Consider the following 14402-nt stretch of genomic DNA (forward strand, 5'->3'; position numbering starts at 1 on the left):
GGACAAGCTTCTTGAGAACCAAGCGTTAGGCAGTTAAGGGAAAAGTAAGTCACCTACAATCAAGAATAAGCTATTTAGAAGAGTAGTCGGTCTTAAATTTATGGAAGAAGTAGATGCCCTTACTCCTGTCATCACAGTCCTTCTTCTTGGCATATTATCAATCGTAATATCCAGGTCTATTCGATTTAGTCCAATTGTTGGCTATCTAATTGCAGGTATTATCGCTGGTCCGCACGCTTTAGGTCTTATTCCAGAAAGTGATACTACGCATTTACTAGCTGAGCTCGGTATCGTTTTCCTTTTATTTGACATTGGCATACACTTTTCCCTTTCAAATATTTGGGATGTTCGCAAGGATATTTTTATTCTGGGGCCTCTACAAATTTTATTGTGCGGAAGCGCCTTTGCTGTAATTGCAATATCTTTTCAAATACCGCCTATCTATTCAATATTACTTGGTGGTGCGCTTGCATTATCATCAACTGCTGTTGTAGCACAAAGCCTAGCCGAGCGAAGACAAAGGAACTGCCCGGTTGGAAGGACGGCTACGGCAGTACTTATATTTCAAGATATATGTGCAATTTTTCTTCTGGTTTTTGCCAGCACAATCCAGAGTCAAGGTCAATCTTCAACAGACATTGGCTTACTATCAGAGATTTCATCTGCCTTTCTCAAAGGTTTAATAGGATTTTTAACTGCAATCATTCTTGGTAGATACTTTATTAAACCTCTATTTAACATAGTATCTAAGACAAAGAATGAGGAAATCTTTACCGCAATAGCATTATTAATTGTAATCGCTACTGCAGCAAGTACTGGAGCTATAGGGCTTTCACTTACATTGGGCGCATTTCTTGGTGGGATGATGATCAGTGAGTCACCCCATCGGCATGTTATTCAGACCGAGGCAAAACCTTTCCGTAATCTACTCCTTGCCTTTTTCTTTATATCTGTTGGCATGTCATTAGATTGGAGAATCTTAATTGAATATTGGCTCCATATAATAATATTTATAATTTTTCTTCTTCTAATTAAAGCTATTTTGATATCAATCTCTGCTCAAGCTCTTGGTTGGTCGTTGCCGGGATCAATACAGCTTGGCTCTCTTTTAGCACAGGGAAGCGAATTCGTTTTTGTTATTCTGGCTGTACCCCAAATGCGCGGGGCTTTAGGGGAGCAAGCTTCAGGGGTTGTTATTACAGGAGTTGCTGCGAGCTTAGCTTTAACTCCAGCACTTGCAAAAATTGGAAATAAGTTTGCAAGATTTCTTTGGAGTAGATCTTCTGCTAGCGCACCAACATCAGAAATCACACCAGTGGCTGACACACCTCCAGTAGTCATCTTCGGGATGGATGAAGTCGGCCGTATGGTCGCAGACGCACTTGAGGCTAACAATATAGCTTATGATGCTATTGAAATGGATTATGATCGCTTTGTAACAGTAGGTAGTGAGGGTTATCCAGTTGCATTTGGTGACTTAGCAGATATGCGCTTGATGGAAACGATTGATTACGCAGAGCGATCAGCCATTCTCGTAACAATCGTCCGTTATGAACTTCTTAAACCATTACAAGACATAGTTGCCTCTAGATATCCAAATCTAACGCGCTTTATAGCGGTAGACTCTGATGATGAAGCCAAGCAGTATAAGAAAATAGGGATGCGACCTATTGTTAATCGAAGTACTCCTAAGGGCATTGATACAGTATGTGAAATTCTGCGCAGTCAAGGTATAGAGGAAAACAAAATTCAGAGCTGGGTTGTTCGTCGACAGAGCCAAGCACTGGAGGCAGAAAATAATATATAACCCACAAATAGAAGACATCTACGATGTAACATTACAATTCTACTCTGTACTTTAATATCTTCCTGCCAGTAGACTGTACGAAAAATCGTGGTACGGCTGCATTTTATGTAAATGAGGTCATTAATAAACCCTATTGTATATATACCATCCCACCTGTCATATGGGCTAGCCGGTACCAAGCTGATTGTAGGGAGATCTTACTGATCAGTATTGTCATTCACTTTATGATGATGCACCAACTTCTTCTGTTACTACTTGATCGGGATAGAAGGCGATAAGTCCATTAATTATTTTGGAAAAATCGAACGCGGCTTCGTAAGTCCACGCAATCTCTTCGTCAGTTTCATCCAAAGTGAAATAACTAGCATCGCCTTTAAGTGGACAATGGGTTGTCTTTCCATCAATTGGAATGAGAGGTACGATGATGTCTTCTTTTGGTAAATAGAATATAGGATCATACATATCTTTTCCAAGCTCTGTGACTCGTAGCGCGTTATCACTTTCAGCAATCATTTTACCACCTCGATATACCCTCACAGTTCTTGGCACTGGTTTAACACGCATGAAGTGACGTGGTTCTTTCGGATTGTGGATTGTTTCCTCAGAAAGCGTGATTTCTGGATATGCCATTAATCTCTCCTTTTAACAGTTCATTTTTCATTCTATGTATATTGATGCCAGCGTTGGAGAATTTCCTTCCAGATAGTTAGCTATTTATATATACGATTAAATAAGACTTTTCTTCCTGGTAAGGAGCCAGAATGGGGGCGTTTCATGAATTAGACTTCCGGCCAGATCGACGAAAAGTTAGTTTAACCCTCAACTAAAGGCTTCAATATCTCTTCATACATAATTGACTGGATAGATCGACCGGTTTCACTGGCCCAGTCAATTGCGAGTTCTGCCATTATTTGATTCGTAGAAGTTATACCGACTCCAGCCTTCCTCATTCGTTCTACCGAGATGTCATCTGCAGCCTGGGTTGGAGAACCACCTCCATCAACGACAACTTGTACTTCGTATCCATCCTCTACAGCACTTATAGCTGGATAAACAACGCATACATCATTTGTTAAACCAGCCATCACCAACTTTTTTCGGCCAGTTGCCACTACCGCAGACTTGAAAGGATCATATGTCCAAGCATCGACTACTCCGGGTCGTTTCACCCTTTGGGCGTGAGCTTTAGATGCGATCTTTTTCAAATCGGCAAAGAGTGGACCCTGGAAATTTTCTTCTTGACTAGTAGTGAATATCAACGGCATGTCAGTTTCGATTGCTGTACGTGCTAGAGCCCGTACATTTGCAAGTAGGTGGGAAGGGCTAATGTTGCGCGCTAGTTTGGCGGTCCCCACTTGATGATCAATCAATAGCATCGCTGCGCTATCCGTTGTGAATGGGTTTTTCATTGATGTTTTTGTCCTATTTATCTAACGATTAAGAATAACCCAGGTGAACCTTCTATATTCCCCTTACAGTAGTCTCTTGAATATATAAAGAGTTTAGATTACGAACCACCATACCTAATAGGTTAATTACTGAGGCGTCGTAACCATCTATAGATTGACAGATGTGTCACAGGAAATAACGCCGCTAGTCACTACTATTTCTAGAATGATTATCCGAAAAATAGAATCCTCTTCTGTAAACTCCACTGGATTATCTCAAAATGAAACTCTACGCTATGCCCGGAACTTGCGCCCTCGCTCCTAATATCGCCTCGATTTGGGCACGGGTACCGGTTGAATTGGTGAACCTTGAGAGGGGAGAGCATCAAGCTAACACTTATCTACTGTTGAATCCGAAAGGGCAAGTCCCAGCTCTGCAGCTTGATGATGGTCAGGTTTTAACTGAAGCTACAGCGATATTGCTCTATATTGCTTCCTTATCCGAAAATCCGGAACTGTCACCCTATGAGCCTATTCAGTGGGCCCGTCAGGCAGAAGCGCTTTCTTATATGAGCTCCGAGGTCCATTCAGATTTCGGACCTCATTTTGTACCAGAGCGATTTGCTTCATCTCCAGAAGCTAGAAAAGATATTCAGCGGCATGCCTATGAAAAGCTTGAGATGCATTTTCGCAGGCTCGATAAATCCTTCGAGGAGGCAGGTGGTAATGGCTATCTTGGAAAACGTACAGTAGTTGATTCCTATCTATTTGTCTTATGTCGCTGGATTGATTCAACTCCTTTAGAGCTCAACTCATTTTCTTACTTAGCAGAATTTCGTAGTCGTCTTGAAAAGGAGAGCGACGTAATCAACGCGCTTAAACGACAAAAAATGCTAACTTAGACGAAATTGGTCAAACCGAGTAAATGAGGGTAACTCCACGCAGCTACAAAACCCTGATATCAATTTGGGGACTTAGTACTTACCGAAGCTCTCTTGTGGGCATGCAAGAGAGTATTGTGTTGCTGACAGGAATCGGAACAGTGACTTTTAAGGAAGCTCAAAGTTAGAAAAAGAAACTAATGACAAAGAATTATTAAACGAAGACGTTATTCTACTACTTCAATAGGTGTTGATCTATGTCCAAAACAATTGCAATTATCGGTGGAACCGGAGCAATGGGGCGCGCAGTTGTTAATGCCCTTCTGGGTGATAAAGATAATGATTGGTTTATAAAAATATTAACACGTAATGCAAATAGCGAACGTGCAAATAATATGAAGGAGTCTAGTTCCGGTCGAATAAGTTTTGTTACCGGCAACCTGGAAGATAAAGAGAGCCTTGAGACATTAATGAATGGGGTGTACGGGGTTTTCTCAAATACTAATTTTTGGTCAGCTGGTGAAAAATCTGTGGCACGCGAGCGATCACAAGGGCTAAGAGCCCTGGAAGTTGCAGAGCAGACAGGTGTGGAGCTATTTATTCACTCTTCACTTGACGCGGCTTCAAACCTGTCCAATGGTGCACTACCTGTTCCACACTATGATGCAAAGGCCTCGGTTGAGCATGAAATAGACTGGCACAGGTCAGAGGAATTCTTTAGTCAAAAAGAAAATGGCTGGTATACAAAGCATGTTTCAGTATTAGTCACAGAGCCCTATATCGAAAACTTTCAGAGTATCTTCCTACCAGAGCCAGGAAAACTCAAAGATGGGCGCGAGGGGCTCATTTTTCGAGGTCCATTGGCGGGAGATGCTATATGGCAAATGGTTGCACTTGACGATATCGGAGCTTTCGCGCGCATTATGTTTTCAGATGCAAAGACATGGGGCGGCAGAACTCTGCGTATAGGATCTGACGCTCTGAAAATGTCAGAGGTGGCGGCTAAGTTTGAGGCCGTTACCGGCATACCAGCCGAATACTCACCTCTGAGCGATGAGGAATTTATGGCCTCTGGTCAACCTAATGCACATGATGTTCTTAATAACTTCCTTTTCTATCGTCTTGGATATGCAGCTCCTCGGGACTACGACGCTCTAAGGAAGATCTACCCTGGCCTTCATAGCTTCGAGAGCTGGCTTCGTGAGACTGGATGGCGCGGTAAAGCTGGGGACGTTCAAAAAGATGCAATCAGTGGTTAAAAAGTTGCTTTCAATGCATCATTACTGTGAGAAATTTCTAGATGAATATACATAAGAAAAGGCGCCTTCTTGTTATAGGTGCCACAGGGAAGGTTGGTGCGGAAGTTGTTCGTACGTTAACTCAGGATACGAATATCCAGACAGTCGCAGCAATCCGCCGGAATGACCAGGCTCAATCCATGCTAGACATAGGCGCCGAACCTGTTCAGCTTGATCTAGATGACATAAGTACCGTTGAAAAAGCTGTAGCTGGTATAGATGGAATTCTTCTAATGACGGGTTATACCGTTGATATGATGAAGCATTCCAAGCGGGTGATTGATTCGGCTAAACGCGCCAAAGTCGACCATATAGTCCATATTGGTGCTTCTGGAGCTGACACAGCTGAAGTCTCCCATTGGGGATGGCACCAGATGATCGAGGCTTATATCGAGAAACAGGGATTCAGGTTTACTCATTTGCGGCCCGAAGGGTTCATGCAGAACTTAATCAGCTTTGGGTGGCTACAACCCGGTACCTTAACTAACTTGATCGGCGATGCGCGGTGGTGTTGGGTTGATGCACGTGACGTGGCAGCAATAGCCGCGGCGGCACTAATTCGTCCTGACAAGTTTAGTGGTCAGGTCTGGCGCCTTGGCTATGATGCCACCACCATGTCCGAAGTTGCCGAGATGATTAGTAAGCTGGCTGGACAGCCCATAAAGTTAGAGCAATTGGACCCCCAGGTATTTTATGAATCCGCCGTGGCTTCTGGTGCTGATCCAGCTTATATGGCGTGTATTCGAGATCAGTTTCGCTTAAATGCAGCTGGCGCTATCCCTGATGCTGATAAAACATTTGACGAAACAGCTTTTAAAGCAGCTATTGGCCGGCTCCCCTCAACTTGGCCAGACTTTATCCAGAGAAATGCTGAAGCCTTAAAGGCTGCAGCAATCTCGTAAATCGAAAAATGGCCTCGCCTTGGTTTCGTTTGGTCGCCCCTTCATTAGAAATCCTGGTTATACACTCCTTATCGCTTCAGGAGCACCGCTCGCTCCTGAGGCATCGCGTGAGTCGAGGCACGGAGGTGGCGAAAGTGGCTATATCGATTTTCCAGGACTAAAGACAGGTGCCTAAGCTGTTCTAATTTTTACGTAAAAATGGAGACCCTAAAACCACGATCATAGTCTCTTGGCTGCATGAGCAATCAAAGTACATCAGAAAATTGTATTTTACCGTCGGTGTTTTTCATCAAAGTGTGAATAAGACGCCCGACTGCGACACGATTGACGACTTGTTAGCTAAGCGCTTCACTGATATTGAAATAAAGGAGGTTTCATGTCTGGGGAAATACATTCAGTAAAGTTGTTTGGGCGTAAAGGAAGTACGGAAGGATATAGTTTACGAGAGTTTCTTCAGCGCCATGTTGTTAGTTTTGAATGGATAGAAATAGCTTCTGAAGAAACCTGTTTGAAAAATATTGGTATATCTGATGTGAATAACGTCAGGTTTCCTGTCGTTCAATTTGCAGATGGTTCACTCCTATTCAATCCCTCTGTTAGAGATGTGGCAACTCGTCTCGGATATATTGCTCTTCCTCGCTTGAAAGAATATGACGTCTCCATTTACGGCGCGGGGCCAGCTGGCTTAAGTGCAGCTGTTTATGCTGCCTCAGAGGGGTTAAGCACAGTAGTAATCGAACGACATGCTGTTGGGGGGCAAGCGGGTACCAGTTCAATGATTGAAAATTATATGGGTTTTCCGCAAGGTATCAGTGGTGCCGAACTGGCAGATAGGGCCCGTGAACAAGCTTTGAAGTTTGGTGCAGAAATCATCCTTATGAGTGAAGGAATTAAGGGTGAGTTCAAAAATGGACGTATTCACGGGCAATTAGCTGATGGAAGCAAGATGTTAGCTAAAGCCAATATATGTGCCACTGGTGTTGAGTATCGTAGACTTGAATTAGATCGTGAAGAACACTTTCTTGGAAAGGGAGTATTTTATGGTGCTGGAGTTTCCGAAGCACCATTATGTAAAGGTGAAACAATTTATATTGTAGGGGGCGCAAATTCAGCAGGTCAGGCTGCAATGCATATTGCGAATTTTGCTGAAAATGTAGTTATGCTTGTACGCGGTTCGAGTTTAAAAGGAACAATGTCGAAATATCTATCCGACCGTGTTGCTAACAATAAAAAAATAAATATTAGATTTAATAGCGAAGTAACGGAATTAATTGGCGATGAATTCCTATCTCAAATAAAGATTACTAATAATAAAAATAAAGAGGATACAAATGTCGATGCTAAACGGTTATTTGTTGCAATAGGAGGTCGACCAAATACAGAGTGGGCCATTGATACTCCTATCCTTCGAGATGAAGCTGGTTACCTTGTTACAGGGCCAGATTTACTTCAGAATGGAAAAAATCCTGAAGGTTGGCCGCTTCAGCGTCAACCGTATTACCTGGAAACATCTTACCCAGGGTCTTTTGCAGCCGGTGATGTACGCCACAACTCTATTAAGCGTGCCGCAGCTGCTGCAGGTGAAGGCGCCATGGCTATTACATTTGTTTATCGCTATTTAAACGAAGATTTTGACTTTATCGTTAAACATACAAAATAAAACCCTATTAAGTAGACAGATTTCTATGTGTGAATTTTTGACTGGCCACTTCAATAACAAATATGGTTGCTAGTCTGTGTGGCGGCAATTGTTCGAAAACCTTACCAAAATTGATGTTTATATTGTGGTTTTTTCCATTCTACTTTCAACTCAATTTCATTGGACGGGAAAATAAGTAAGGTAAGGGCTCGTGGGGAAATGAGTACGTCATAAGTCATTAATTTTTCTTGCAAGCTCAAGTTACAAAGGGTGATACAGGGGAGCATAGAGCGAGGAAATCTTATACATGTTGGTGAACAATAAAGTTGTTAACGTATTCTTTGATTGACCTCAACTAAGATATAATACACACAAAAGAAAGAGAAAACTTGTTGAAAGAAGGCATTTCTGAGAGCGTCACCGCTGATATTGAGACCTTATTTCAAGTTGGTGAATTTGCCCAATTGATTAATTGGGTTGAGCATAAAGCTTCAACACTTAGGCTAGCTTGCCCTAGATGAAGTTCTGAGGCAAATCAAGGCAGATTTGTGCTGGCATCCTCAATGATCGCAAGTAGTGTGGACGATTGGCCACCTACCTGCCATCCGTGCGATTGATGCAAAAGAATATATCAACAAGTTAAAAAAGCTTCGCGAAACTTCTCCCTGGATTTTATTAATAGCCAATATCCATGGCAATCCATAAAAATCTCTTAGAAAAATACTTAATAAAATCGATAGACTAAGCCTAGAAATGCGACTGATTTTCCCAAAAACAGTCAAACACCCATATTTACAGTTCCAGCCTCAATTTTCTATACAATTTATCTCTCCAGTTATGGAACGACTGGATAACGTGAAGGCTACTTTATTGGGATTTCAGGTTTGCCCAGGTGGCTGAAATACCAATCTTTTCAACAAGGAAATCAATAAACACCCTGACTTTTGAAGTGAGTACATTAGATTTAGGGTAGACAAGCCAAATCGCTGCCTGGTCATCAATTCTGTAATCCGGAAGTACCCGAACCAGTGTGCCCTCTTCTAATTCAGAATAAATATTCCATAACGAACTCATACAAACCCCAACCCCGGCCTTTGCGGCTATACGCATGCTGGCGCCATCATCACAAATTACTCGAGACTTGCCTTTCGGTGGAGGAAATGATCCAGCTTGTTTATCACTTTCAGATATCAGCTTTCTGGGCTTTGAATTCATAAACACCAAAAGCTGGTGCCGAATGAGATCTTCAGGCGTATTTGGAGCACCGTATTTCTTTAAGTAGCTGGGGGAAGCGCACAGGATTCTCTTGTCTTCCGCAAGTTTACGTCCAATAAGACTACTGTCTTCTACGGCATAGTTGCGTAGGGCTAAGTCAAAGCCTCCCTCGATTAGGTTAACTTGTGTATCAGATAGCTTAAGCTCCACATCCACACCGGGATATCGCTCAAGAAATTCAGGCAGTATTGGTGCTACAAAGCGCTGTACAAATGTGCTTGAAGCCGCAAATCTTAGTGTTCCGCTCACACTTGAACTGCCTTTACCCAGGGCTGCCAAGGCAGCATCTTCTTGGGCAAGGATCTCTCTAGCATAGGGAAGGAATTCGGCTCCTTCTGTCGATAAAGTGACCTTCCGAGTGGATCTATGGAATAGATCCGCCCCTAATTGAACCTCAAGCTTTGACAGGCGCGCACTGGCTACTGATGGAGCCAACCCAAGCTGACGCCCTGCGGAACTGATATTGAGCAGGTCAGCAGCCAGTACAAAGAGCCTTATTCCGTTCGTATCCACCAATTATATCCAAAATCAGAATTCTGAATCCATTTATACCTCATTTATTCGCAATAACCAATGAATTAGGCTTTGCCCAGCTGTTGAGTAGTTGCCCTCAAAAGGTCTTGTAGCTAAGCAATAACAGGAAGTTCGTTCGCGATTAGAAGAGATCAATAGAAGGTATTTTCTCTCTTCAGAACATTTATGGGATATGAGCCAACTGATCCCAATTGTGCAAAGGACATGGCAATGCCAACAACCATAACCCGCTGTGTCAACTATGTTGAAGGGGACGCTTAGTGACTTCTGACCAAAGAGATAGAAAAGCTTGGTTTCCCGAAATCAATACTGGCTTCAATAGCGTATTTAAACCTGGACGACTTTCTATAGGCCTAGTCGTCCCTATTGAAAACTACTCGACAACCTCTGTGCCAACTATGGCAGATCATATTGAGAGAGTTCAACTCGCTGAGGAGCTAGGTTTTAGCGCCGTTTGGCTAAGAGACGTGCCGTTCAATGTGCCTTCATTTGGTGATGCCGGGCAAGTATTTGATCCTTTCGTCTATCTTGGATTACTTGCAGGTGCTACTTCAAAGATTAGCCTCGGCATAGCGAGTCTTATTTTGCCATTACGTCACCCGGCACACGTTGCAAAAGCAGCTGCCTCGGTTGATCAACTCTCCGGAGGGCGACTTATCCTTGGCATTGCCAGCGGCGATCGCCCTGAAGAGTATCCAGCGATGAATGTTCCTTATAAGGAGAGGGGGGAGATTTTTCGTGAGAGTTACAAATATATTCGAAAAATAACAGCCCCCTACCCTCATTTTGAGAATCGCCTTGGGGCAGTATCTGGCGAAGTGGACCTTTTGCCAAAGCCTTATGGCCAACAATTGCCGTTACTAATAACAGGATCCTCCCAGCAGGCCCCAGATTGGCTAGCGAGCAATGGCGACGGATGGATTACATATCCCAGGCCCCATGCAGAGCAGAAGCATTTTATTAAACAACTAAGGAAAAACATCTGCGAAGAAGGGGGCCCTGCCAAGCCAGTTATGGAGCCACTGTATATTGATGTTATTGACGACCCTGATTGTCCGCCACAACCAATACATTTGGGGTTTCGCATTGGCATCAATCAATTAGCTGCGTATTTGAAGTCAAGAGCGGCAATTGGCATTAATCATATTGCGCTTAATCTACGCTTTAATAAACGAGACGTACAAGAAACACTTCAACAGATTGCTACAAATGTTCTTCCAGAGTTGAAAGGATAGGAATAATTAATGACGAAGACAATTTTACTAACAGGCGCAACAGATGGTATTGGACTGGAAACGGCAAAGCTATTAGCGTCAAAAGGCCATACTTTACTGTTGCATGGCAGAAGCAAGTCTAAATTGGCACAGGTAAAGAAAAGCATCTCACAAGATTACCCTGAAACCACAATAGACACTTTTCTGGCAGACCTCACTAACCTATCTGAAGTTGAGGCACTGGCAGTAAAAGTTAAAAGTCACTATTCAAATATTGACGTGCTAATAAACAATGCTGGTGTACTTAAAATACCCAATCCAGTTACAGACTCAGGGTACGATATTCGTTTTATCGTAAATACTATTGCACCATATATATTAACCAAGCACCTTTTAACTCTGTTCAATAGTAGTGGCCGTGTCATCAATCTATCCTCTGCCGCCCAGGCGCCTGTGAATCTGGAAGCGCTTAAAGGTGAGCAACTCCTCTCTGATAGTGATGCTTATGCCCAAAGTAAATTGGCTATTACGATGTGGACATTCCAATTATCCAAATCCCTTGGCAATGAAGCCCCAGCATTCATTGCCATTAACCCCGCATCATTCTTGGGTAGCAAAATGGTGAAAGAGGCTTATGGCTCGCTTGGGAGAGATATAGGTATTGGTGCTGATGTATTGGTTCGAGCAGCTCTTAGTGATGAATTCTCCAGTGCTACCGGCAAGTACTTTGATAACGACCTGGGCAATTGGTCTCAGCCACACCCCGATGCTCTTGATGAGGCAAAGAATGAATTGCTTATTTTAGAAATTGAAAGCGTTGCTAATGAGTTAGGGGCTCAAATCCCCTAAAGCATAACCAGTAACTTAAACAATCAATACCTTCCCCCCCTAAAAGGACATAATGATGAAGTATGAAGGCTTTACTACATTCTCAACCGCTCAAAAGGAAGGCATTTTAACGGTCACATTTGATTTTGGGCCAGTGAATGTCCAGGGGCAAGAAATGCTGGCGGACCTTAACAGTTTAGCCATGCGCCTGGAACGGGATCGCAATACCAAAGTGGTAGTTTTTCAATCGGCAAACCCTGAAATTTGGGTCTGCCACTATGACACCGAGCTCTTAAAGGATATGTCTGATAAGGCAATATCCCGAGATGAAGTTAAGTTACTTGATTTACAAGCGGTTTGTGAGCGAATTAGTAAAGTTCCACAGGCAACCATTGCCAAACTGGAAGGCTTTGCTCGAGGCGGCGGCCACGAGTTGGCGCTGGCAATGGATATGCGCTTTGCCGCACGTGGCAAATTTAAGTTTATGCAAATGGAAGTTGGTATGGGAATACTGCCCTGCGGTGGTGGCGCATCTCGGATGGCTCGCCAGACCGGGTTAGGGAGAGCATTAGAGATCATTCTAAGTGCTCAAGACTTCGATGCGGATGAGGCGGAGAGGCTAGGCACAATTAACAAAGCACTGGACCCTGATGAAATCGGTGAATATGTAGATTCACTAGCAAAGAGAATCTCTCAATTTCCTGCTGAATCTATCAATGCCTGTAAGCAGGCCGTATATGAGTCCATCGACAAGCCGATAGATGAAGCATTGAAGGCTGAAGCCTACTGGTTATATCAAGCGACCAGTAAAACACCTGCACTAAAGCGGTTTTCGATCGCTGATGAGCAGGGATTAGAGCACGATATTGAAAATCAACGCAATTGGAGTGAACTGGTCATGCAAGTACAGAACATCAATTAACCCTTTGAAAGTTTTCTCTTTCCAATAGAAAAATAGAGTCTCTCTATTCTAAGGACTGACTATTAATAATTCACCTCGGTGATCAGTCCAAAATCCTGATTAGCTACCATTATTACCCGTGATATTTGAGAAATAAAAATGAAAGCAATGATAGTAAATGCCTTTGGCGGTCCAGATGTATTTGAAGAAGCCGATGTAGTAAAGCCAACAATTAAGGCTGGGCATGTACTGGTAAAGGTTGCAGCAACCAGCGTTAACACCGTCGATACGATGATCCGAGAAATGGGCACGGAACTGCCCTTCTCTCCACCTATCCCCGCCATCTTAGGCATGGATTTCGCTGGTACGATTGAAGAGGTTGGTGAAGGTGTCAGTGACTATAAGGTTGGCGATGAAGTCTATGGTTGTGCCGGTGGATTAGCAGATTTGCCGGGCACCCTGGCCGAATATATGATTGCGGATGCCAACCTGATCGCATTAAAGCCCACAAATTTAACCATGCGAGAAGCAGCTGCTTTACCACTGGTTGGTATTACCGCGTATGAAGGGCTAAAACGTGCCGGTATTAAAGCGGGTCAGAAAGTCCTTGTTCATGGTGGTTCGGGAGGCGTTGGGCATATTGCCTTGCAATTAGCCCGTCACTTTGGCACCGAGGTCTTTTCAACAGGCGCCGGAGAGCCTCAAATGGCTCTAATCAAAAAGCTCGGTGGAACGCCAATCAACTACAAAAAAGAATCGGTCGAGGAATACGTCAAAGAACATACAGATGGCAAAGGCTTTGATATCGTATTCGATTCTGTGGGTGGCGTTAACATCGCAAAATCATTCGAAGCAGCCACACTCAATGGGCAGGTGATCTCAACTGTCGCCATGGTTGAGCTTGACTTAACAACGGCCCACCTTAAAGGCCTTTCTTTGCATGTCGTATTTATGCTGATCCCCATGATTCATAATCAAGGGCGCAAAGCCCATGGGACCATTTTAAAAGCCCTTAAATCTATTGTAGAAAAGGGTGATGTCAAACCCGTACTCGACGAATCATCCTTTGGCTATAAAGAGATTGGCAAAGCTCACGCAAGGCTGAGTAGCGGTAAAGCTATGGGCAAAGTTGTGGTTACTATTGACTGACTCTTGAAAATCCAAAAGCTATGGCCCACTTGTTGGGCCTAAACAAACCATTTAACATCGAACGAACCTAACTACGATCCTAGCGGAGCAATTGCGAGCAAACAAGTTTTACTCTTCAGGCTTATAACCCGGATTATATACCGAATATACCCTAACATACGAAAACTTGTTGCTTGGACTAACATCATAAAAAGCACACATCATAAGTCTAAATTTTGAGCCAGCATTATAAGTTCTGCCATCCCACTCAAGGTCCTCTTTACAGAGGAAGTCTATCGGCGCTTCAGAAGCTACAGTTTTTTCATCCGCCAAAAAGTGAGTATGACTTTGAATCACCTCCTGCATTTTTTCAGCAACGCCCTCCCAGAAGGCCAGAATTTGATCGCACCCAATATTTTTACGAGCTTGAGGAACATACTCAAAAGTTGCACTCTTTTCGTAATACTTACTAAAGAAATAATCCAAGCTGATTCCTCCAGTGAAAGTAGAGTTAAAATCACGAATATACTGCCGATATCTTTCCTCAGTAAACATTTAAATAACCCTTACACTCTCAAACCAAAGGGGGAAAGTTAAAATTGCTTAC

The 14402-nt window shown here is 43.2% G+C and carries 13 protein-coding genes; 9 read left to right on the plus strand and 4 right to left on the minus strand.

All coding sequences use genetic code 11. From position 1 onward, the window contains the following. Positions 1 to 100: 100 nt before the first annotated feature. Entirely contained in the window at positions 101 to 1807 is a 1707-nt protein-coding gene (locus ACJJJA_RS12580) for a cation:proton antiporter domain-containing protein (protein WP_444904824.1), read from the plus strand. A gap of 222 nt (positions 1808 to 2029) precedes the next feature. Here ACJJJA_RS12580 and ACJJJA_RS12585 read toward each other — a convergent pair whose 3' ends face one another. Beyond that, complete coding sequence (locus ACJJJA_RS12585) at positions 2030 to 2437, minus strand: DUF427 domain-containing protein (RefSeq protein WP_371840512.1); 408 nt, start codon at positions 2435 to 2437, stop codon at positions 2030 to 2032. 182 nt (positions 2438 to 2619) lie between these two features. Beyond that, positions 2620 to 3216: an isochorismatase family protein gene (locus tag ACJJJA_RS12590; RefSeq protein ID WP_444904825.1), complete on the minus strand. Its 597-nt coding sequence runs from the start codon at positions 3214 to 3216 to the stop codon at positions 2620 to 2622. 260 nt (positions 3217 to 3476) lie between these two features. On the opposite strand from ACJJJA_RS12590, the gene ACJJJA_RS12595 reads away from it, so the two are divergent. From ACJJJA_RS12595 to ACJJJA_RS12610, 4 genes are all read left to right on the plus strand, one after another. Continuing rightward, a complete protein-coding gene (locus tag ACJJJA_RS12595; RefSeq protein ID WP_444904826.1) occupies positions 3477 to 4097 on the plus strand; it encodes a glutathione S-transferase N-terminal domain-containing protein in 621 nt (206 codons plus the stop codon). A 236-nt stretch (positions 4098 to 4333) separates the two neighbouring features. Further along, positions 4334 to 5335 carry an NmrA family NAD(P)-binding protein gene (locus tag ACJJJA_RS12600; protein ID WP_444904827.1) on the plus strand — a complete coding sequence of 334 codons (1002 nt, stop codon included), beginning with the start codon at positions 4334 to 4336 and terminating at the stop codon, positions 5333 to 5335. A 41-nt stretch (positions 5336 to 5376) separates the two neighbouring features. Continuing rightward, entirely contained in the window at positions 5377 to 6276 is a 900-nt protein-coding gene (locus ACJJJA_RS12605; RefSeq protein WP_444904828.1) for an NmrA family NAD(P)-binding protein, read from the plus strand. A 376-nt stretch (positions 6277 to 6652) separates the two neighbouring features. Continuing rightward, positions 6653 to 7936 carry an FAD-dependent oxidoreductase gene (locus ACJJJA_RS12610; protein ID WP_444904829.1) on the plus strand — a complete coding sequence of 428 codons (1284 nt, stop codon included), beginning with the start codon at positions 6653 to 6655 and terminating at the stop codon, positions 7934 to 7936. Between the two features lie 846 nt (positions 7937 to 8782). Here the strand turns inward: ACJJJA_RS12610 and ACJJJA_RS12615 are convergent. Continuing rightward, positions 8783 to 9703: a LysR family transcriptional regulator gene (locus ACJJJA_RS12615; protein ID WP_444904830.1), complete on the minus strand. Its 921-nt coding sequence runs from the start codon at positions 9701 to 9703 to the stop codon at positions 8783 to 8785. A gap of 281 nt (positions 9704 to 9984) precedes the next feature. Between ACJJJA_RS12615 and ACJJJA_RS12620 the strand changes: the two genes are divergently transcribed. The 4 genes from ACJJJA_RS12620 to ACJJJA_RS12635 all read left to right on the plus strand — a co-directional run bounded on the left by ACJJJA_RS12620 (position 9985) and on the right by ACJJJA_RS12635 (position 13816). Next, positions 9985 to 10959 (plus strand): LLM class oxidoreductase, encoded by a 975-nt coding sequence (locus ACJJJA_RS12620; RefSeq protein ID WP_444904831.1) that lies wholly within the window; start codon positions 9985 to 9987, stop codon positions 10957 to 10959. A gap of 9 nt (positions 10960 to 10968) precedes the next feature. Then, positions 10969 to 11787 carry an SDR family NAD(P)-dependent oxidoreductase gene (locus tag ACJJJA_RS12625; protein WP_252081706.1) on the plus strand — a complete coding sequence of 273 codons (819 nt, stop codon included), beginning with the start codon at positions 10969 to 10971 and terminating at the stop codon, positions 11785 to 11787. A gap of 52 nt (positions 11788 to 11839) precedes the next feature. Then, positions 11840 to 12688, plus strand: a complete 849-nt coding sequence (locus ACJJJA_RS12630; RefSeq protein WP_444904832.1) for an enoyl-CoA hydratase/isomerase family protein — start codon at positions 11840 to 11842, stop codon at positions 12686 to 12688. A gap of 138 nt (positions 12689 to 12826) precedes the next feature. After that, entirely contained in the window at positions 12827 to 13816 is a 990-nt protein-coding gene (locus tag ACJJJA_RS12635; RefSeq protein ID WP_444904833.1) for a zinc-dependent alcohol dehydrogenase family protein, read from the plus strand. A 108-nt stretch (positions 13817 to 13924) separates the two neighbouring features. On the opposite strand, the gene ACJJJA_RS12640 is transcribed toward ACJJJA_RS12635, so the two are convergent. Then, positions 13925 to 14350 (minus strand): hypothetical protein, encoded by a 426-nt coding sequence (locus ACJJJA_RS12640; RefSeq protein WP_444904834.1) that lies wholly within the window; start codon positions 14348 to 14350, stop codon positions 13925 to 13927. Positions 14351 to 14402 lie beyond the last annotated feature (52 nt).

This window comes from Microbulbifer mixtoriginis (SeqCode) (assembly GCF_052466865.1).

Coding starts and splice junctions, on each gene's coding strand:
- ACJJJA_RS12580 (WP_444904824.1), top strand. CDS start 101: ATGGAAGAAGTAGATGCCCTTACTCCTGTCATCACAGTCCTTCTTCTT.
- ACJJJA_RS12585 (WP_371840512.1), bottom strand. CDS start 2,437: ATGGCATATCCAGAAATCACGCTTTCTGAGGAAACAATCCACAATCCG.
- ACJJJA_RS12590 (WP_444904825.1), bottom strand. CDS start 3,216: ATGAAAAACCCATTCACAACGGATAGCGCAGCGATGCTATTGATTGAT.
- ACJJJA_RS12595 (WP_444904826.1), top strand. CDS start 3,477: ATGAAACTCTACGCTATGCCCGGAACTTGCGCCCTCGCTCCTAATATC.
- ACJJJA_RS12600 (WP_444904827.1), top strand. CDS start 4,334: ATGTCCAAAACAATTGCAATTATCGGTGGAACCGGAGCAATGGGGCGC.
- ACJJJA_RS12605 (WP_444904828.1), top strand. CDS start 5,377: ATGAATATACATAAGAAAAGGCGCCTTCTTGTTATAGGTGCCACAGGG.
- ACJJJA_RS12610 (WP_444904829.1), top strand. CDS start 6,653: ATGTCTGGGGAAATACATTCAGTAAAGTTGTTTGGGCGTAAAGGAAGT.
- ACJJJA_RS12625 (WP_252081706.1), top strand. CDS start 10,969: ATGACGAAGACAATTTTACTAACAGGCGCAACAGATGGTATTGGACTG.
- ACJJJA_RS12630 (WP_444904832.1), top strand. CDS start 11,840: ATGATGAAGTATGAAGGCTTTACTACATTCTCAACCGCTCAAAAGGAA.
- ACJJJA_RS12635 (WP_444904833.1), top strand. CDS start 12,827: ATGAAAGCAATGATAGTAAATGCCTTTGGCGGTCCAGATGTATTTGAA.
- ACJJJA_RS12640 (WP_444904834.1), bottom strand. CDS start 14,350: ATGTTTACTGAGGAAAGATATCGGCAGTATATTCGTGATTTTAACTCT.